We start from the raw sequence: 18,313 nt of genomic DNA on the forward strand, positions 1-18,313 counted from the left end.
TACTATATACCGCACACAGGGTACAAAGTGCCACAACCCGCCAATTTCCTAGGATTGTGGCACTTATTTTTTCTCACATGTGTCAAAGACGAGATTATATACCAATTAACGGCAAAAAAATACTGTCACATGAGATTCACGCGTGATCTTATCATTTTTTGCTATTTGTTTACGATATAAGACCCAAACATTATCTTCCTAAAATAAGTAAAAGAAAAACTGTCTGCTTTCAAAAGCCAGACAGTTTATAAAATGTTACATTGATTAAATTGTATCAGTAAAATTCGTTTAATTCCTTATTATGGAACATCATTGTGAAAATCATTCTCAACGACTTCATAAGTCTATAGACACCTGCAGCATTTTACACCGATTGGTGCAAAATTGGTACAACCGTACTGTACTGATCCTTCGATAATTCTTTGATATATTTACTGACTTAATCCATATACATATTCAGCGTTTGCAATTTGTTCTTCTAATTGCCTGAATTATACAACATCATAATCCCAATCCAGTTTATCCGATACATCTAAAATACGTTTTCTCTCCCTCTTTTTCCACATTCGCATAAAATAGATATACCTGTACCCACTTTTAATATGCTCTTCACTTTTTGCTATGGACTCTTATAAAAACTTTCTGTAAGTACTCTAATAAGCACAAAAATGAAGTGTATCCCCTATGACTACAAATTGCTCATCATTTATCTGTGTCCAGTCTTTTCCTTCAAAGAACTCTTTGTATACCTCATCGGATTTTTCGGTTGATTCAATTTTATATCCATCAAGACATTGTATCGCCAATGGCGCCGCCCAATCATTGGACATTACTCTTTCATTTACAGCACCGTACCCTGTAACACCTGTAGCATAACCACTTACATTTTTATCCCAGTATAGAGCCATTTTTGTTACTTTTATTCCTGTTTTTTCTTCATAATCTCTAAGATAGCTGGTTATATACTGGGACTCATAACGGTCGACAGCATTTGCCTGATAAGTGCCTGTAATAATTTTCAAAAGACCATGATACTGCATAACCAGAAACAATATGACAATAACTGACAGCAAAATATTCTTATAAGGGCTAATCTCCAGATTCATTAACATTAAAATCAGAATAATTGGAATTGCCCCTCCCATTATATATACTGTTCTTGGGACCACATCAATTGCATTGATATCTGTCATGAGCAAAGGCGCATATATTCCTAAGATAGCTATGATACAGCAATAAGCACTAATTATAAATACCTTCCACGATCTATTTCTAATAATAAAATATAAAAAATAAATCCCAAGAATACCAACAAATAATGCATATGTACCATAAGGCATAAAATTGGCAGTGGATTTGAAAAGGTTTATCAAGTCCCCTGTACTTTTTTCAAACGATGCAGCTATATCGATATTCCGTGTTGCCCTTGAAGTTCCACCTACGCGTGTTTCCCATATATTTATGAAACAGGGAATCAGGTAGGCACTCCCTATAATCAAGTTATTCTTTAAAAATATCTTGACATTGGCGAACATATCCCTAGAAAATAACACACAAATAATCACAAAAATTGCGAAACTCCCCTGATGTCCATTTATACCTAAAATTGCGAAAGCAATTCCCATAAAATACTGGTATACCTTTTGAGATTCTATACATTTCAGTATAAACACAGCAGCAATTACATCAAAAAGGATTCCAAGACATATCATCCCAGTATATTCTGCAAAAATAAAATATTCTAACATAAATACATTCGAAACTAACATAAAAGAAGCTAATATCCCCCAAATACCTCTTGCAGTGTCTGCACATCTTTTACATTTTTCTAACAGTAGATGATAGACTATTGTAGATGCTAATGTAATTGATACGATTGAAATCCCCCATGACATTAACTGCTGAGTATCGTAACCTATATCGAATATCTCACAGATATAAGCAAAACCGCTCATTAGCCACCGAGCATTCATAAAATACTGCATCACAGTTTCATGCCAGACCAATGCTTCTGTAAGATATGTATCCGCTGCATAGTGGTGTATAACAAACACCCCATAAAATACTAGGTTAAAAACAAGGAAAATAATAGCAACCTTATATTTTTTCACCTCATTTATTACCCATCTTCTTTCCATTCTCTTCATTCCATCCCTTCCAATGCTTAAACCGAGCGGCTACATTGCAGACCCAATTATATAAGTAAGCATTTCATTAAAATGACTATAGCTGCGGCCAGTAGATTTATCTATCTACTGCCTTGCCACAAAAGCATATCCTTTACCAAGCTCCATCAGAAATTTCTGCAAATTAGAAAGAATACTTTTTTCAAGGTCACTCTCTGTAAAATCCGTATTTTGAGCTAATCCCAAAAACTCATCCACAACCGGATTTTTTATGAACTCCAGTTCATCCGTTCTTTCTGATCCCATAAGCTATCTCTCCTGTAAATTTTACGCTGCTCATATTAATATTCCTTCCAAATGATCCAATTCATGCTGACATATCTGTACAGTTAGAAATAATATGTATTATAGATTCGTTTTCTGTCCGTTTTATATTATTTCATATGCATGATTCATTTCGCCCATAATATTTTTGTAGCCAAAATGTAGCCACTATGTTTATTTACCTCAAAGATACCTTTTGTTTTCAAATCATACCTTCTCCACAAAATATTTTATCATCAGGTTATTTCAGGGTTCCGTTTCCATTAATTACAATTTCATTCTCACTAAACACATGGTCAATATCTTCCCATGTCATTGGTTCAGAAATGCTAAGAGGAGCTATTTGAGAATAAGAGACTATTCGATTTCTTCCACTAGTTTCTTCATTAAAATTTAAACTATTGTTTTTCAATGCTTTTGCAAATCCAGAAAGTACATAATCTACACCACCATTTTGCTTTTCCTGCTGCTCAAACAAACCATATTGATACAATGACGAAACCATAGAAGTTAGATTCGTTGTTTCTTCATAATCAAAAGAAGCGATATAATCTAATTCTTCGGGTGTACACATTATCAAAAATCTCGCGAGTTTATAATACAGGGCATTTTCCATTTCAGTTAGGAGATAGCATCTCGTAAGTTGAGCAAAATAATCAACTTTTTTATCATCATTAATTTCATTAATGAGATGAATCTGCTTTTTTACAAATTTCTCATAATCCTTATTATCCTCATTAAATTTTTCCGCCATCTTTACCTGTTCGGCATAATCCCTAAAGGTACCGAACATATATCTCTGCATTTTGTCCCAAAACAAAATTGTCGGTGCATGAAAAAGTAAATTCTTTATTTCTGTGCTCGAATCGAGCAATGCACCTACATCACCTAGAGAGACAGCTTTAATAATATTCCAAAATGCACCCCCCGCATAATTATGAATATCTTTATCCTTTAAAATCGTTGTTAGAGTTACGATTTGATTTTCAAACATTTTTAGCCCCCTTATTAAATACACTTATCATACAAATTATAACATTTTTAGCCCATTTGTAACACAGTGATGACACAACCAACTCTCACTCCTTTTTTGATTCATTAATTTCTACGGGTATATTTTATTGAAATCTGGCTTGATTTCATTTAATCACTTCAATGTCCTTTATTTTATCTAAGTATTAAAAACTCCCCCAACAGATCTATCGGTACTCCACGGTCCTGTCAGGGGATTCAAAAATGTGATTCAATTTTGACTTTACCTTTACTTCCTTTTGTTGCTGATCTCTGATCCGGTTAACACATATCCACTTACATGGAGTATTATCCGCCAAAGTTCCCTGATAATAATATTCTAAGTTAAAAAACATTTTAATACTTACCCTTAATAAATTCTGTTACATCTGAGATTTCCGGGAATAACGATGCCTTGTTAATGGAGAATTTATTTAGCATATTCAGTATCCCTTTTTTCTTATTAGCGGGAATGGTGTATATCTGGATTTTCCCTTTATATGTATAACGGTATTTATGGATAGGATTATACCTCTTATTAAAAAGGCCGCATATTATAAAGGCTCCATCCTGCTTAATTATCCTGTTATTTCTCTTCTCCGATAATACAAAGAAACAATCCAAGATGTCCTTTTTTCTGATTTCATCTCTAAATGCCGGTTTTTCTAATTTGACTTCATGCAGAAGTCTTACTGCCTTTTCATTAAAATCCTTCTGACTAATTTTAGGGTCAGCTGCCCAAGCAGCCAAATCTACCTTTAATTTCTTTTTAAACAATGGAATACTGGCCAGTATCGTTACGGTATCGCTGCCCGGGTATTTTACAATCTCCCTTTCGACATCAAAAACAATGACTTCACCTTTTTTTGTTGGATTACTTTCGCACGCAAAATATAAAGCCACCAAAGGATTCCGGGTAACATCGAGCATTCTGGTAGGCAGGCCATAGTGCTGCATATGGACCAAATAGTCCAAATGTGCAAAGCAGTGCGAAAATTCCTCCGGACATTCGATGATAAGTTCATTGTACATATCGCATTCATGGTCCAGCCACTCGCGCCTTCTCATAATGGAAGGGAGCAGCAGGTAATTAATATCTGAATGCCCGCGGTAATAAGACGTCTTTTTAGCAGAACCAATGTCCTGCATTGCTTTGCAAAAGCTTCCGAAGGAGTTAATAATATTGATTTCCACCTTAGATTTTACATATATAATGCAGTCAGCAAAATCCAGTTCCGCTATATCAAAAGTCTTGCTAATTTGATGCAGAATTGTTTTAGTCTCATCTTTTCGCTTTTCCATATTAGGATATGCCCTGTACATCCAGTTAACTATGGCCTTAGCCTCTAAAAGTCCTAATTGGTATTCATTTTGAAACTCTTCATTCCTTTCATCGAAACGAAAGCCTTCCAGATCCTCCAGATAATTCTTCTGAAAATCGCGCCAGATGGATACTCCGTCTTCCGCTGTTGGATACGGTTTTTTATATAGCTCTGAATACGGCGATTCAATGGCCAAAAGGCTGTTAAGCATATCTTTTTTATCAATACGCCCTGATATGTACTCCTCCATATCACAATACATATCTGATAAGAGTTTATCTGCACAAACTTGTTTAAACGCTTCCCTAATAATCTGATTATCAATTATCTGATCAAAAAAGAAAAAGAAAAAAAAGATAACAATCACCGCCCTTCATATATCTTTATTCTATAGTAATTCGACATTTATTTCAATGAGTATCCTATTCTTTTGTTTCCACACTAAAGCAGGCTTTTGGATATTTCCAAAAGCCTGCTCAGTGAAAAATATTATGCCCTCTTTCCGCACATTGCAAAAATAACAGGCTTTAAATTATGTTTGTCCAAATCGTCCCATATATGGCGGTCAGAATCAATATCTCTTTCACCACAATCAATAATATCAGTTCTGCTCTTAATATCAGCCAGTTTGGATTGAAGTGCTTTGATTTTGAAGCATGAAGCCAAATCAGCAAACTTATCTGCATAGACATGTCCTAATATTTCAATAGCAACAGAGTCTATAGAGATATTCAGCGGCCTGCCCATTTCTTTTAAATAAAGCTGATGGGCATATTCCGAAATCAAGAGAGAGCCTTTAGTTGCAGGGTCGTCTAAAAATGAGAGAAGTGCACGGTCATTCTTAATTTGGATTAATTTTTCTTCACAGTTAATAGATATACCGTGAAATTCTTTGTTCCAGTCCGTCATATGAAATTCCTTATCTTTTGTTCGATACTGTGTATTGAAGTTATCTATTTCCTGTCAAACTCTTTAGTACAATTTCGCTCCCGCCGGAATCCGATCATCTACCATCAGCAGATTCAGTCCCTCATGTCCGTCTTCTTCATGAACCGCTGAAATCAGCATACCGCAGGAATCGATCCCCATCATCGGTCTTGGAGGCAGGTTTGTGATTGCGATACAGGTTTTTCCAACCAGTTCTTCCGGCTCGTAATATTCATGAATACCGCTTAAAATCACACGGTCTGTACCGGTTCCATCATCAAGGATAAATTTCAAAAGCTTCTTGCTCTTTGGCACTGCTTCGCAGGCTTTTACTTTTACTGCTCTGTAATCAGACTTTGCGAATGTTTCAAAATCAACAAATTCTTCAAACAATGGTTCGATTTTCACATTAGAAAAATCAACCTTTTCTTCTACTCTTTCTACCTGAACAGGTGCAGCCTTCTCTGCTTTTTTGGAGGTATCGGAACCGCCTAAGGATTTCATCGTCGGGACGAAATGGTACATCATTCACTTGCTGTTCTATCATCTGCCAAGTTCTACTGATATGTTGTTTGAAGCCCATTTTTAGACTTTCCTATCTCCTAAACGTACACCCTCGGAGCAGCATTATTTGTAGAAATTGGTGTAAATGATGTAAATCTAATGCCCACGAAAACGAGCAGTTTATAATACTTCATTCGCCTTATTATACTCATTTTTGAAGTACGAGTCAAGACCTTCAAATTCAGACCTCCTTAACTCCTTCGTCACATCGGTATAAATATTAAGGGTTGTAGAAATATCTTTGTGTCCAAGCGTATCCTGAATAACCTTTACATTAACCCCTGCTTCACACATTCTTGTCGTGAATGTATGCCTTAATGAGTGGCAACTAAAATGCGGAAGCAAAACCTTTGCATTTTCATCTTTCAGAAACTGTTCATCATTGCAGTCACGGATAATACGACGGATTGCTTTGTTAAGGGTTGCCTGATGTTGCGGTTGTCCAAAACGGTTAAGAAAGATAAAATCAGTATATCCGTCTACAACAGCTTCACAATGAATATCAAGAAGCTCCTGTCTTTCTTTTTCCATAAGGAATGCTTCTTTGACGAAATCCAACATCGGGACTTGGCGTTTGCCAGCCGGCGTTTTCGTGGTATTGATATTAAAATAGCAGCCACGCTTACTACCGTCGGTTCTATGGTCATAATATACCAGCGTATGATTAACATTGATAATTCCTTCGTCCAAATCAATGTCGCACCATCTGAGACCCGTTGCTTCACCAACACGAAGTCCCGTTCCAACCAACACCGCAAAAATTGGATACCACAAACTTGCAGACGGTGTATTCTTCAGATAGCTCAAAAATAATTCCTGTTCCGGTCTCGTTAAGGCTCTGCGTTTCTCCGTTTGAAAACAATGGGACTGCTTTAACTCTTTCAGCACATTATTGGAAGGGTTATTTCTGAGATAATCATCATCAACTGCCATATCCAAAATCTGATGAAGAACCGTATGGATATTGTCAATAGTCGCCGGTTTTAGATGTCTTTCATCTGCAAGGTAATTATAGAACCTTTTAATATCTGTCTTTTTCAAAGAAGATACCGTCTTTGAGCCAATTTGATTACGAACGAATGTCTCATACATATACTTATAGTTTTCAAAGGTATTGTTTTTAAGACCTCGTTTCAAGTCTTTCCAAAGCTCATACATATCATTGAGGGTAGTATATCGAGCTTCTGCCTTTATGCCGTCTTTTTTATCTTTTTCAATCTGCTCCTCTTTGTAGCGAAGCTCATCGAGTGTCTTGGCATATACATAACGCCTTTTGCGATTTGCATCCGTCCAACTATAATGATATGTACCGTCTGCACGTTGTGATTCTCCTGTACGGAGAACCACTCTTGATTTATCTCGTCTTTTTGTCTTTGCCATTTTATTTTCCTCCTAAACCTTTTCCGCTTTATCCATATAAGCGTCAAACTTTTCTCTTGCTATCAAAATCTGTGTACCATTTGCAATAGCAAACGGACACCCTTTTGCCAATGCCATTTTTCTCAGCCTTCTAATACCAATTCCGGAATATGCGGCTGCTTCATCACAAGTAAGGACTTTTCGTTCCCATAGTGGTAAATCATTTTTTCTTTCATCAATCTGCCTTCTGTAAGCAGTGATTTCTTCACTAATAACTCTTAACACCTAAAGCACCTCCTATATCGACGAAAGGTTTTCCAAATAATTCTCGAACTTTTTTCGCTTTATCATCGTTCTGTGTCCGACTTTTAATACAAAGTCACAGTCATCTTCCTGCGTGAGAGAATATATCGTGTCTCTTCCAAGTCCTGTGTACCCACTGGCTTCTTCTACTGAGATATTCTGTCTGTGCCATAAAGGTACTTCTGAACTCCTGCTTCTAAAATGCTCTGCCGTTTCTTTATTGTCCATTACTAACACCTCCCATCATATTGAGTAGCATTTTTCAACGTACTCATCAAAAACCCTTCTCTTAATCATTCGGCGATTGCCAATCCATAAAACGAAAGGACAATCTTCCGGATTTGTAAGTTCGTATAACTTGTCTCTGCCGATTCCCGTATATACAGACGCTTCTTCTATCGAAAGAAAAGGCTTTTCATACAACGGAATTTCAAACTGCTTTTTATTCTCTGCCATTTCTATTTCCTCCATTCCTACCTAAATCGAATACTGTTTTTCAAGAAATCGTTCAAATGCAGTTCTCTTAATAACTCTCCTTGAACCTATCCAAATAACAAATGGGCAGTTTTCTTTTTCTGTCAATTCATATATCTTGTTGCTGCCTATTCCAAAATACTCGGTAGCCTCTGCCACAGACAGTATGGGTCTGTGCCATAAAGGAACATCATACTTATATTTATTCCTGACTCTTGTTGCTCTTTTTTCCGACATCTCTATGACCTCCTTGCCGTTTCTGCCATAAAGGATACTGGAAAAATTGCGATGAGCCAATGATGCGAATTGACTCATCGCATACTTGACATTTAGGCTAAATTGAGTATTGCCTTTCAAGATACTCAACAAATGATTTTCTTTTAATCACCCTTCGTGTCCCTACCCAAATTACAAAGGGGCAATTTTCCATTGTGGTCAACTCATACAATTTGGTTCTGCCTATTCCTGAATAAGCTGTCGCTTCGTCAACGGAAATAATAGGTCTGTGATAAATCGGAATATCATATTTGAACTTGTTCCTGATTTGTTTAGACATTTCTGCACCCCTTTCCTTTGACCGAGGTGCGTTTGTCATAAACGATGTAATCCCAACCGCTGTTATTGCACTTATCGCAGTGGTCTTTGCTTTTCGCAAACGGGTCAAGACGCCTGACAACATAGTTTGGGTCGTGGATATAGTCGCTCAGGCACTTGGGGCATAAGCAGCGAACATCTCCGTTTCTGTCTGTGTTGTAAATCCATAAACCGAAAGTCTTTTTAAGAGCTGCGTTAATTTGCTTCCAAAGCCTTTCATCGTTTACCGAACCAATGTAGTCTGTCAGTTCATCCTTATTGACGGTCTGTATCTGTTCAAGAAGAACCATTGACGGCTTCTTCAGACCGAAGTCCTCACCCAAAATGATGTGTGAAGGAAGATACTTCTTTTTCATCACAGCCGTAACAGCCGCAACAATAATTGTCGGAGCATTTGCATTAAAGTTGTCCGCCTGAATTACCATTACAGGTCTCTCTCCCGACTGGACAGACCCCTCTCTTTTTCCAAAATCGTAGTAGAATAAATCTCCACGCTGAATTTCTTTTCTCTGCATATATGTATAACCTCTCTGTTCATTTAGTCTTGAAAGTGCATTTCGTATCCGGATTTGAAATAACCCCTTCACTCATTTGGACAAAGGGGGTCAAAATGCACACCCAAAATCAGAGATTTTCATAAAATTTCTTGAAATTTTTTCTTGCGGCAGCAATCGACTTATCTACAACGCTGTAATATACTCCTTCTTCCTTTGCAATTTTTCTTGAACTCATACCTAACAAAATCGCTTTTATCAGTCGTTCTCTCTGAACAGGTTTCAGCATTTCCAATACCTTTCTGACTTTTGCAATTTCTAACTGGCGAAGCTGTTCCTTTTCTTCCTCAATCCGTTCTTCTTCCGCTTGCTCAAACGGGTCAACAAACGGAGTAATCAGTTCCCGGTGGAATTGTTCAGAGATGTCATCTTCATACCCGTACACATCGATTGTTCTTTTTGCTCGCTTTTCGTACTTATCGTTGTTTCTGTATGACTCGTCAATCACTTCGCCCTGAGCCATAGAAAGCAGAATGAACGGAGTGTACCGACGGATAACATCAGGGTATTTAACCCACAATTCTTCTTCCGCCAGTTCTGTTACAATCGCCCATTTCTCCGTGCCGGTGTAACCGTGGTATTCATACCGCAGATTGATGAGTTTGCAGTCGTTCGCAAATAATAATTCCTGTTGTTCTAATGTAAGTTTTGTCATTGTCGTAATCTCCTTAAATTTGAATTTTTGAATTTGGTTGAAATCAAAAATTCGGAGATTACGGATACTTGGCGATATATGCCAGCCACTTATATGTCACGGTCTTGCTCCTTTCGGGAGCGACAAAAAAGCCGGACACCAAGAACATTAGGATATTTCTATCCCTTAATTCTCAGCGTCCGGCAATTTGATGACTCAAGAGCTTTCGCTCAAGGACTCGTGGCTCGGTACATCTGTCCGATATTTAATTGTTCGCTCTGTTACTACTTCTTGTTAATCTGTACTTGACCGTTCCTTTGCGGAGGGACAAGTCAACCTCTACTACTCTGTGGCAGTTCGGACATTTCAGTTCAATAACGCCTGTTGTCATTGTTACCTTGTCAAAAATACGCCAGCCACAGTTTTTGCACCTTACGATTATCTTTTGTTCCAACGATTTCATAGCTCGCTCACCTCCGGATAAACCGTAACCAAATCAAAAGGATTATCAAGATACTCCTTTTTCAAAAGTCCGAGCTGTTTCATTCGTATGGCAAGAGCCTTTTTGGAACACCCTAAAAAATCCGCAAGTGCGTCAAACCTTTTATATACACTCGGATAGTATATCTTGTTCAGGCATTCAATCTTTTCGCCGAGACTGAACAGATACATTCCTTGTATTATGAGGTTTTCAGGAAGAAGAATAGCAGCTCCGAGCGTGTTTGCCTGCCATTCCTCCCAATCAGATATTGGCTTATTCCTCTCGGAATTTGCCTTGTAATAATGTACTCCGGCAGATTTCTGTGTCACACCGTAATCATTCGGGAACAACATCTTAAATATCTGATGGCTGCCCTCGTGCATTAAGGTGAAATTCTTTCTGCCTTTCAGCTTGCTGTCAAAGTTCAAGTCCTTTTCCACGAGAACGGTTTTTCCGTCCAAAAAGAAAAAGGCTTCGTTATCATCATCTTCAAATACCTGAACACCCATTTCCGTAAATGAGGTCATTCCGAGAATACTACCGTCATAAGATAGGTGCTGGTATTCGACATTCAATCCGAGAACCTTCTCCAAGAGAAGCTCCGGGTCAATTCTGTATATTTGTGTGTTACGGACATCGGGAAGTGCCATATATGCCTGAACATATTTGTCGGCAATCGCTTCGATGTCAAATCTCGATAAATGTTTCAAGTTACAAAACCTCCTACCATTAGGATTTTGCTTCTACAAACCACTTTCCGTTTTCTTCGTCGAACAGAAATGTGGGCTTGCCGCAAATTTGTACCGTGTAGCGGATACCGGTTCCTCCGACTTTGGTGGAAGCCGCACGGCATTTCTGAATTACACGGTCTATCTCATATTTTTCATCATTCTCAAACTTGATGAAATTCGGACGAGCCGTTCCATCAGGTCTGTGTGTTACATTTACTTCAACATAAACTTTTCTTCTATCGGATTCCATTTTTATACCTCGTAATTTCTCAAAGTCAAAACTAATCTTCCCAAGTGCTTGTATCCGTCGATGTTCTTATCCGACACCCTGTACTTGGGTCGGTCATCTCCGGCAGTATTGATGTAACAGGAAAGCCTTCCTTTCTTAAAGCGTTTTTTTCGGTCAAAGAACAGGAACATTCCTTCATATATACCGTAGTCGGTAAAATGGTTTCCGCCGTCCGCACGGAAGATAACAATATCTTCGCTGCACCCCTGCAAAAAGCAGTCGGGTATCGTAACATAAGCCGTAACCTCTTTTTCGTCAATCACATTAAGACCTCCTTAACCAACCATACCTGTCGGCATAGTGATTTCGGCTTTTTCCGGTGGTAGCCGCAGGTTCTGACAAAGAACCCCATTCCTTATGCTGTCCTTTCCGAAACGCCGTCTGATTTCTTCAACACACTTTTCCATTCTCTCCAATTTGTCCTGCTTGGCGGCGTCCATAAACATATCTATTTGACGGGGCGTGTCTTGTGGAATAAGATTTATGGCTTGTACCGTCACAGAACGGATAGGGTTATTCCACCCATATCTTTTTTCAAACAACTGAAAAGCGGTCTTTGCAATAATCATCGGAGACTGTGTAGGAAGTGCAATCTTCGTCTGCCATTGCCTTGTATTGAGTGTGTTGTCTCTAATATGTATTGCGACACCTTCTGCACTCAGTCCGTGAACACGGAGCTTGTGTCCGATGTCTTGGGTTAACTCGAGAAACACGGGCCACACCTGCTCCGGTTTCTCTAAGTCTGCTACCGTTGTTATACCGTGTCCTACGCTTTTTATAGGAGAAACGAAGTCTTTCTTGGCAACAAGGGAAAGGTCGTTACCATTGGCATAGTTCCATAAAACTACTCCGTTCTTTCCTAATCTTCTGCGTAAGAACTCAGGGTCGGTATTCGCTAAATCCCCGATGGTACGAATACAATAGCTGTCAAGCACTCGCTGGGTTGCCCGTCCTACACCGAGCAGGTCAGCGGCAGGAAGTCCCCAAATCTTTTCTCTGAATGTGTCCTTTGGAATTACGCTTACTGCGTCCGGTTTCTTCATATCCGAGCCGAGCTTCGCAAATATCTTATTAAAGGAAACACCCACAGAAATCGTCAAACCGAGTTCAAACTTCATCGTTTCACGAATTTCATTTGCCACCTTTTCCGGCGAACCGAAAAGGCTTTCCGTCCCGCTAATATCCAGCCAACATTCGTCCATACCATACGGTTCTACTTGGTCTGTATATCGCTCATAAACGCTTCTCGCAAGCTTTGAGTATTTGATATACTCCTCATAATGGGGCGGTACTACAACCAAGTCCTTGCACTTCTGTTTAGCCTGCCATACTGCGTCCCCGGTTTTCACATCAAAAGCCTTTGCTTTATAGTTCTTCGCAAGCACGATACCGTGTCGTTCCTCCACAGAGCCGCAGACAGCAATCGGATATTTCTTCAATGCGGGGTCGAGCATACATTCGACGCTGGCATAGAAGTTGTTCATATCACAATGAAGTATGCTTCGTAACATTTTTTGAACCCCCCTTGACATTTTGGGAAGTTTAGTGTAAACTATGAGTAGTTCAACTTCCTGTTTCTTATTATACGCAGTTTAAGTGTACTTGTCAAGAGTAAATGAGAAGTTAAACTGTAAATATTCTTTTAAGGAGTGAAATCAAAGATGACATTCGGTGAAAAAGTCAAAGCTGAGAGGACTAAACTCGGTCTTAATCAGGATGAATTGGCTGAAAAAATAGGCGTAACCCGACGTGTAATTTGTTCTTATGAAAATGATAAATCCCGTCCGAGAGGAACGGAAAGATACAAGAAGCTGGCAGAAGCATTAAATGTAAATGTGAATTATCTGCTGTCTGAGGATGACGCTTTCATCGCCGATGTAGAGGATAAATACGGACGCAGAGGGGCAAGACAGGCTCAGGAGTTGCTTGCAGAAGTTACCGGTCTGTTTGCCGGCGGCGAAATGGCTGACGAGGATATGCGTGAAATGGTTGACGCTATTCAGGAAGCATATCTTATTGCAAAGAAGAACAATAAAAAATACACCCCGAAGAAATACCGCAAAGACGAGTAATCCTCAAAGTGAACTAAGTCCAATATATGGGACACATAATAGTTTATAATTTATTATAGGGTTAATATCCGATATACTATAATATGGGAGGTGAGCCGGATTGGGGTATTACACTACGGCTGAGATTGTGAAAATCGTAAACAAGCTCATTGACCGTTGCGGTACTCGTGACCCGTACAAGGTCGCAAAAGAGCTTGGTATCAATATCATCTACCGGAATTTTGACAAGCAGCGTGGAGCATACAAGGTTATTCTGAAGAACCGCTTTGTTTTTCTTAAAAACGGTATGCACCCGGTCGTGGAGCAGATAGTGCTATGGCACGAAATCGGGCACGATGTTCTACACAGGCAAGAAGCGGTTGCTGTTGGCGGGTTCAAAGAGTTCAACATCTTTGATATGAGAGAGAACCGTATGGAGTATGAAGCAAATATCTTCGCTTCTCAGGCTTCGCTCCCGGACGACACCATTTTGGAATACATTGAAAACGGCTATGACATTCAGCAGATTGCACGGGCAATGTGTTCTGACATAAACCTAATTGCTCTGAAAGTAGATACGCTGATTGCACAAGGCTATCAACTTCGCAAACAGGAACACCAAAACGATTTTCTTAAATACAGTAAAAAAATATAAGACCGTCAAGTCTCGAATGAGATCTGACGGTCTAATTTTTATCAGTTCTTATTATATCCGAATTGTCTTGTGCAAAGAGTATCTTTCCACCACTTTTCACGACCTAATATATAGTTGTCATCCATTCGTGCATTATAGTTTTCTAAAACCGAATACTGGAAATTTTCTTTGACATAGTCAAATCCCTTAGTGTCAACTAAATGTTTCAACTCGATATTTCCACCGTGACCATTGTCTATATAGTTAGTCCACCTTTGAAGCAACATTCCATACTGAGCAGTTGCCGAGCCAACATACATTTTTCCGTTGCTGGTGTCAGTTATAAGATAAACTGCTTTTTGATTTCTCAAAGCATCAAGCCAGCCGCTGCGTTTATTCCGAATAATCGTTTCCAGTTGTGAAAAACTCAATCTTATGTTCTCATAACCCGGAAATTCGTCACCATCATAAGCAGTAGAAAGAATTTCTATTACTTCCAGTTCCTCCATCATTGACTCATAAGTTCTTCCCATACCACGCTTCGTATTGTGATACTTCAAAACTAATCTGCCATAATACTTTCGATATTCTTCAATTTCCTCAGCTTCAAACCCAACATCATCAACGACATCTATCTCTTTTGTAATTCTCTTAATTGTTGTCAGCAACCATTTATCATCATAGAGGTAAAGCAGACAAATCGCAATCTGTCCCGTATGGAAATATCTTCTTTGATTGTGCCACAAAAACCACTCAATGTTTATTTTATCAGGGTCTCTTTGTCACGGTAGAAGTCTGTGTATTGCTCCCTCACGACTTCAAGCAGACAGCCTTGAATGGGGATAAACAGCTTGTCCATATAGGTCTGGTCGGATTCCCTGCAACGGCAGAACTCCGTGTAGGATAATTCCACATAGCCGCCACTTTCTCTGATATATACCTTTCTTGGTGCATATTTCACCATAAATACCTCCCATCTGAATTTTTGAAATGTAAAAAATCCAGATGGAGAGGCGGAGAACGACACCGCATATCAGAAACAGCCCTACGGCACTTTCCAACAAAAATCGACAAAAGAAAAACCGCAAAGGCTCTGTGACCTTTACGGTTATAGGAAATAGTAATTCTATTGTATGGAGATTGTACTTCTACTTTCAAGGTGAGAAGTACCGTTGCACTGGCAGAAATTTTTTTAACTGGTTTCCTGCCGTTCTCTGATATGCTATGTATTGATAAATTTTGCTTCGTATGAGCAGATAGATAACTGCCCGAAAAAAGGACATAAAAAAATCCCTCCAAATTTAAAAACAAATTCAGAGGGTAATTTAGGGTATAACAAAATAACCCACCCGAATATCGTTTTTTTTATTTGGTGAGTTTGTTCTTTCAAATACGAAACAAAAAGAGCCGATGATTCGTGAATTGTTCCACAATTTCATCGGCTCTGCGTCTTAAGCGTCTGGCTCTTTGATGACAGTTATCTTCAAGTTGTCAACTTTAATCAATCTTTCTTGTCTGCATTTTGGACAATAAAGGGGATAATTCTTCAAAACAGTGTCCTTCCTAATTTTATTACGGGTTTTGCTCCCACAAACAGGACACAATATCCATTCGCATTTCATCATAATTAGCCTCTAATCCTTTCAAATCTCATTTTATACGACTTATGCAAGCTGTTAAGCTAACTTGTGGAACATATGCCGAACCTTATCTATACGGCTATTCGGGCGGCGGGGTTGGCAAATAAATTTACCAATAGCTGGCTGGTATCCTTTTAACTCTGTCAAGCAGACTCCCTGCCCATTTGTGAAATAAGTTAAATCGTTCCTGTATTCTTGAATACATCTAGCAGGGATTTCTCCTTTCAGAATGACCTCGTCATTCTTTATCTGAGTACTTACAATATCTGCACAATACCTTGGAGCATCATGATACGCCCGTGAGAGATATTCCTGCGGTGCATAAATTTCAAAGTGGAGATATGGCTCTAATAGTTCTGTCCCTGCTTTTTTTAAAGCCTGCTCCAATACGATAGGGGAAAGCAGCCGAAAGTCTGCGGGGGTACTTACAGGACTATAATACAATCCATATTCAAAACAGATTTTACAGTCTGTCACTTTCCATCCATACAGCCCCTGCCCGCAGCCATAAAGAACCCCCTCCATAACCGCATTTTGGAACGATTGATTTAAATATCCAAGTGAAACTCTGCTTTCATACTGCACTCCGCTTCCAATAGGGAGCGGCTCTATGGACAACCCGACAGAAGCCCAGAAAGGATTTGGCGGGACTTCTATGTGGATGGTATATTCTGCTTTTCTAAGCGGTCTTTCCATATATATAACAGTAGGCTCTTTTATTTCTGCCTCCACATGATATTTTTCCTCAAGGATGGCACAAATGACTTCCATCTGCACATTCCCCAAAAAAGAAAGTATAATCTCATGCGTTGTAGTATCCACATAATATTTTAAAAGAGGGTCGCCATCTGAAATTTCTGTAAGTGCCCCAAGCAATATTTCCCGCTGTTCAGATTTCTTTACTGCAATCGTTGTTTGGAGCATAGGGAGAGGATTTTCAATAAATGTTCTCTGCGGCAACAGCATTTCGTTCCCCAAAATACTGTTTAGCTGCAAAACATCATTTGGTAAAATTACAATATCACCAGAGCAGGCTGTATCGGATGAATATAATTCACCGTTTGTCGGAACACACATCTCTGTGATTTTTATTTTCTCTTTTTCAGATATTCTAATAACATCCCTCAAATGCAATGTTCCGCTATATATACGCACATAAACAAAACGCCGCCGTTTCTCCGAATATTCAATCTTAAAAACCTGCCCGCATAGTTCAGATTGACCTTCAGGCGTTGATGAATAAAACTTACTGGCAATCACTTCTATAAGCTGCCGAATCCCCAGATTGTTTTTAGCGCTTCCGTGATAAACGGGAAATAACGTTCCGTTTTGGAATCTCCTGTTTTCTTCCTGTTCCAGTTCTGACATTTTAAACGGTTTCCCTGACATATATTTCTCTAATAGTTCATCGTTTCCCATAATTACCGCATCCCACTGTTCCATATCGTCATTGTCCGTTACATTTATATGGGGATGCTGCCCAACCTTTTGCTTCACTATAATTTCCGAAGAAAGCTTTGCTTTCATTTCCCGATATACCATTGGCAAATCAATCCCTTCTTGGTCAATTTTATTGATGAAAAAAATTGTCGGAATCTTCATTATCTGTAGTGCATGAAACAGTATACGGGTCTGTGCCTGTATGCCATCCTTTGCAGAAACTAATAATACTGCTCCGTCTAATACGGATAAAGAACGGTATACTTCCGCCAAAAAATCCATATGGCCTGGCGTATCTATAATGTTGACTTTTACATCCTCCCACTGAAAAGATGCCACTGCTGTCTGGATAGTGATTCCCCTTTGACGCTCCAAATTCATTGTATCTGTCCTTGTTGTGCCTTTATCTACGCTCCCTAGTTCTGCAATTGCACCACTGGTATACAATAAACTCTCCGTTAAGGTTGTCTTTCCTGCGTCAACGTGAGCCAGAATGCCTAAGTTAATTATTTTCATGTGATTTTCCTCCTATCAACACCCAAAAAAGGGCATAAAAATACCCAGTGATAAATACTCCTATCACTGGGTAAATAACTCCAATAGCCCCAAAACACTTATATGTTTTCGGGCATATAAAATTACATGATAAAAGTATTCTTAAACTGGGTACAAAAAACTAAGCCCCATATTAAAAGTGAAACGAGACTGCTACTTTTGGTCCCAACAACAAAATGAAAAGTTAATTAAAAAAAACCTGCCCCAAAATTAATAAACCCCTGGAAAAAAACGAAATCAAATAAAATCCCTAAACCCTTAATTGGCAAACCGAAAAAACAAAACAAGAAAAAGCGGCAG

Annotated in this window: 25 protein-coding genes; 2 read left to right on the forward strand and 23 right to left on the reverse strand. The window is 38.8% G+C overall.

The features are described 5' to 3' along the window. Positions 1 to 653 precede the first annotated feature (653 nt). The 19 genes from A8806_RS17110 to A8806_RS17200 form a co-directional block, all read right to left on the reverse strand. On the reverse strand, positions 654 to 2,147 hold the full coding sequence (locus A8806_RS17110) for a glucosyltransferase domain-containing protein (protein WP_109732419.1): 1,494 nt from the start codon (positions 2,145 to 2,147) through the stop codon (positions 654 to 656). Between the two features lie 105 nt (positions 2,148 to 2,252). Beyond that, positions 2,253 to 2,432: a PDDEXK nuclease domain-containing protein gene (locus A8806_RS17115; protein ID WP_242996159.1), complete on the reverse strand. Its 180-nt coding sequence runs from the start codon at positions 2,430 to 2,432 to the stop codon at positions 2,253 to 2,255. Between the two features lie 259 nt (positions 2,433 to 2,691). Then, a complete protein-coding gene (locus A8806_RS17120) occupies positions 2,692 to 3,444 on the reverse strand; it encodes a hypothetical protein (RefSeq protein WP_109732420.1) in 753 nt (250 codons plus the stop codon). Between the two features lie 374 nt (positions 3,445 to 3,818). Next, positions 3,819 to 5,033, reverse strand: a complete 1,215-nt coding sequence (locus A8806_RS17125; protein ID WP_181368765.1) for an FRG domain-containing protein — start codon at positions 5,031 to 5,033, stop codon at positions 3,819 to 3,821. A gap of 239 nt (positions 5,034 to 5,272) precedes the next feature. Next, on the reverse strand, positions 5,273 to 5,692 hold the full coding sequence (locus A8806_RS17130; protein ID WP_109732422.1) for a hypothetical protein: 420 nt from the start codon (positions 5,690 to 5,692) through the stop codon (positions 5,273 to 5,275). A gap of 63 nt (positions 5,693 to 5,755) precedes the next feature. Next, a complete protein-coding gene (locus tag A8806_RS17135) occupies positions 5,756 to 6,238 on the reverse strand; it encodes a methionine--tRNA ligase (protein WP_109732423.1) in 483 nt (160 codons plus the stop codon). Positions 6,239 to 6,394: 156 nt separating this feature from the next. After that, positions 6,395 to 7,654, reverse strand: coding sequence for a tyrosine-type recombinase/integrase (locus tag A8806_RS17140; RefSeq protein ID WP_109732424.1), 1,260 nt, complete (start codon positions 7,652 to 7,654; stop codon positions 6,395 to 6,397). A gap of 12 nt (positions 7,655 to 7,666) precedes the next feature. Further along, positions 7,667 to 7,918, reverse strand: coding sequence for an excisionase (locus tag A8806_RS17145; protein ID WP_228478237.1), 252 nt, complete (start codon positions 7,916 to 7,918; stop codon positions 7,667 to 7,669). A 12-nt stretch (positions 7,919 to 7,930) separates the two neighbouring features. Next, positions 7,931 to 8,164 carry an excisionase gene (locus A8806_RS17150; RefSeq protein ID WP_024532708.1) on the reverse strand — a complete coding sequence of 78 codons (234 nt, stop codon included), beginning with the start codon at positions 8,162 to 8,164 and terminating at the stop codon, positions 7,931 to 7,933. 15 nt (positions 8,165 to 8,179) lie between these two features. After that, complete coding sequence (locus tag A8806_RS17155) at positions 8,180 to 8,392, reverse strand: excisionase (RefSeq protein WP_109732425.1); 213 nt, start codon at positions 8,390 to 8,392, stop codon at positions 8,180 to 8,182. A 21-nt stretch (positions 8,393 to 8,413) separates the two neighbouring features. Further along, positions 8,414 to 8,647, reverse strand: a complete 234-nt coding sequence (locus A8806_RS17160) for an excisionase (protein WP_024532706.1) — start codon at positions 8,645 to 8,647, stop codon at positions 8,414 to 8,416. A 97-nt stretch (positions 8,648 to 8,744) separates the two neighbouring features. Then, entirely contained in the window at positions 8,745 to 9,005 is a 261-nt protein-coding gene (locus A8806_RS17165) for an excisionase (protein ID WP_321529612.1), read from the reverse strand. Continuing rightward, positions 8,959 to 9,519, reverse strand: a complete 561-nt coding sequence (locus tag A8806_RS17170) for a type II toxin-antitoxin system PemK/MazF family toxin (RefSeq protein ID WP_107208984.1) — start codon at positions 9,517 to 9,519, stop codon at positions 8,959 to 8,961. Before A8806_RS17170 ends, A8806_RS17165 begins: the two co-directional genes overlap by 47 nt. Positions 9,520 to 9,628: 109 nt before the next feature. After that, a complete protein-coding gene (locus tag A8806_RS17175) occupies positions 9,629 to 10,213 on the reverse strand; it encodes a hypothetical protein (RefSeq protein ID WP_003525175.1) in 585 nt (194 codons plus the stop codon). A 244-nt stretch (positions 10,214 to 10,457) separates the two neighbouring features. Beyond that, a complete protein-coding gene (locus A8806_RS17180) occupies positions 10,458 to 10,655 on the reverse strand; it encodes a hypothetical protein (protein ID WP_074124429.1) in 198 nt (65 codons plus the stop codon). Then, on the reverse strand, positions 10,652 to 11,383 hold the full coding sequence (locus A8806_RS17185) for an ImmA/IrrE family metallo-endopeptidase (RefSeq protein ID WP_109732426.1): 732 nt from the start codon (positions 11,381 to 11,383) through the stop codon (positions 10,652 to 10,654). The genes A8806_RS17180 and A8806_RS17185 overlap by 4 nt, the downstream gene beginning before the upstream one ends. A gap of 19 nt (positions 11,384 to 11,402) precedes the next feature. After that, positions 11,403 to 11,654 (reverse strand): hypothetical protein, encoded by a 252-nt coding sequence (locus A8806_RS17190; protein ID WP_014635881.1) that lies wholly within the window; start codon positions 11,652 to 11,654, stop codon positions 11,403 to 11,405. A gap of 2 nt (positions 11,655 to 11,656) precedes the next feature. Further along, positions 11,657 to 11,956, reverse strand: a complete 300-nt coding sequence (locus tag A8806_RS17195; protein ID WP_003525179.1) for a hypothetical protein — start codon at positions 11,954 to 11,956, stop codon at positions 11,657 to 11,659. A 12-nt stretch (positions 11,957 to 11,968) separates the two neighbouring features. Beyond that, a complete protein-coding gene (locus tag A8806_RS17200) occupies positions 11,969 to 13,204 on the reverse strand; it encodes a DNA polymerase Y family protein (RefSeq protein ID WP_044761227.1) in 1,236 nt (411 codons plus the stop codon). A 150-nt stretch (positions 13,205 to 13,354) separates the two neighbouring features. Here A8806_RS17200 and A8806_RS17205 point away from each other — a divergent pair, with 150 nt between their 5' ends. Together A8806_RS17205 and A8806_RS17210 are read left to right on the forward strand one after the other, a co-directional pair. Continuing rightward, positions 13,355 to 13,765, forward strand: coding sequence for a helix-turn-helix domain-containing protein (locus A8806_RS17205; protein ID WP_015573052.1), 411 nt, complete (start codon positions 13,355 to 13,357; stop codon positions 13,763 to 13,765). 100 nt (positions 13,766 to 13,865) lie between these two features. Continuing rightward, positions 13,866 to 14,399 carry an ImmA/IrrE family metallo-endopeptidase gene (locus A8806_RS17210; protein ID WP_044761228.1) on the forward strand — a complete coding sequence of 178 codons (534 nt, stop codon included), beginning with the start codon at positions 13,866 to 13,868 and terminating at the stop codon, positions 14,397 to 14,399. A 41-nt stretch (positions 14,400 to 14,440) separates the two neighbouring features. On the opposite strand, the gene A8806_RS17215 is transcribed toward A8806_RS17210, so the two are convergent. From A8806_RS17215 to tet(O), 4 genes are all read right to left on the reverse strand, one after another. Continuing rightward, entirely contained in the window at positions 14,441 to 15,046 is a 606-nt protein-coding gene (locus A8806_RS17215; protein ID WP_242996161.1) for a GIY-YIG nuclease family protein, read from the reverse strand. 92 nt (positions 15,047 to 15,138) lie between these two features. After that, on the reverse strand, positions 15,139 to 15,342 hold the full coding sequence (locus A8806_RS17220; RefSeq protein ID WP_456319400.1) for a hypothetical protein: 204 nt from the start codon (positions 15,340 to 15,342) through the stop codon (positions 15,139 to 15,141). 487 nt (positions 15,343 to 15,829) lie between these two features. Continuing rightward, positions 15,830 to 16,003, reverse strand: coding sequence for a cysteine-rich KTR domain-containing protein (locus tag A8806_RS17235; RefSeq protein WP_071705139.1), 174 nt, complete (start codon positions 16,001 to 16,003; stop codon positions 15,830 to 15,832). Positions 16,004 to 16,054: 51 nt separating this feature from the next. Beyond that, a complete protein-coding gene (tet(O), locus tag A8806_RS17240; protein ID WP_109732427.1) occupies positions 16,055 to 17,974 on the reverse strand; it encodes a tetracycline resistance ribosomal protection protein Tet(O) in 1,920 nt (639 codons plus the stop codon). Positions 17,975 to 18,313: the final 339 nt, after the last annotated feature.

The organism is Faecalicatena orotica, assembly GCF_003149245.1.
In the GTDB taxonomy this organism is placed as follows: domain Bacteria; phylum Bacillota; class Clostridia; order Lachnospirales; family Lachnospiraceae; genus Faecalicatena_A; species Faecalicatena_A orotica.

Excerpts from the sequence above, each read along its gene's own strand:
- A8806_RS17170 (WP_107208984.1), bottom strand. The coding sequence starts at position 9,519 with ATGCAGAGAAAAGAAATTCAGCGTGGAGATTTATTCTACTACGATTTT.
- A8806_RS17155 (WP_109732425.1), bottom strand. The coding sequence starts at position 8,392 with ATGGCAGAGAATAAAAAGCAGTTTGAAATTCCGTTGTATGAAAAGCCT.
- A8806_RS17180 (WP_074124429.1), bottom strand. The coding sequence starts at position 10,655 with ATGAAATCGTTGGAACAAAAGATAATCGTAAGGTGCAAAAACTGTGGC.
- A8806_RS17120 (WP_109732420.1), bottom strand. The coding sequence starts at position 3,444 with ATGTTTGAAAATCAAATCGTAACTCTAACAACGATTTTAAAGGATAAA.
- A8806_RS17150 (WP_024532708.1), bottom strand. The coding sequence starts at position 8,164 with ATGGACAATAAAGAAACGGCAGAGCATTTTAGAAGCAGGAGTTCAGAA.
- A8806_RS17175 (WP_003525175.1), bottom strand. The coding sequence starts at position 10,213 with ATGACAAAACTTACATTAGAACAACAGGAATTATTATTTGCGAACGAC.
- A8806_RS17205 (WP_015573052.1), top strand. The coding sequence starts at position 13,355 with ATGACATTCGGTGAAAAAGTCAAAGCTGAGAGGACTAAACTCGGTCTT.
- A8806_RS17135 (WP_109732423.1), bottom strand. The coding sequence starts at position 6,238 with ATGATGTACCATTTCGTCCCGACGATGAAATCCTTAGGCGGTTCCGAT.
- A8806_RS17115 (WP_242996159.1), bottom strand. The coding sequence starts at position 2,432 with ATGGGATCAGAAAGAACGGATGAACTGGAGTTCATAAAAAATCCGGTT.
- A8806_RS17110 (WP_109732419.1), bottom strand. The coding sequence starts at position 2,147 with ATGAAGAGAATGGAAAGAAGATGGGTAATAAATGAGGTGAAAAAATAT.
- A8806_RS17190 (WP_014635881.1), bottom strand. The coding sequence starts at position 11,654 with ATGGAATCCGATAGAAGAAAAGTTTATGTTGAAGTAAATGTAACACAC.
- A8806_RS17200 (WP_044761227.1), bottom strand. The coding sequence starts at position 13,204 with ATGTTACGAAGCATACTTCATTGTGATATGAACAACTTCTATGCCAGC.
- A8806_RS17165 (WP_321529612.1), bottom strand. The coding sequence starts at position 9,005 with ATGACAAACGCACCTCGGTCAAAGGAAAGGGGTGCAGAAATGTCTAAA.
- A8806_RS17235 (WP_071705139.1), bottom strand. The coding sequence starts at position 16,003 with ATGATGAAATGCGAATGGATATTGTGTCCTGTTTGTGGGAGCAAAACC.
- A8806_RS17130 (WP_109732422.1), bottom strand. The coding sequence starts at position 5,692 with ATGACGGACTGGAACAAAGAATTTCACGGTATATCTATTAACTGTGAA.
- A8806_RS17125 (WP_181368765.1), bottom strand. The coding sequence starts at position 5,033 with ATGGAGGAGTACATATCAGGGCGTATTGATAAAAAAGATATGCTTAAC.
- A8806_RS17160 (WP_024532706.1), bottom strand. The coding sequence starts at position 8,647 with ATGTCGGAAAAAAGAGCAACAAGAGTCAGGAATAAATATAAGTATGAT.
- A8806_RS17140 (WP_109732424.1), bottom strand. The coding sequence starts at position 7,654 with ATGGCAAAGACAAAAAGACGAGATAAATCAAGAGTGGTTCTCCGTACA.
- A8806_RS17220 (WP_456319400.1), bottom strand. The coding sequence starts at position 15,342 with ATGGTGAAATATGCACCAAGAAAGGTATATATCAGAGAAAGTGGCGGC.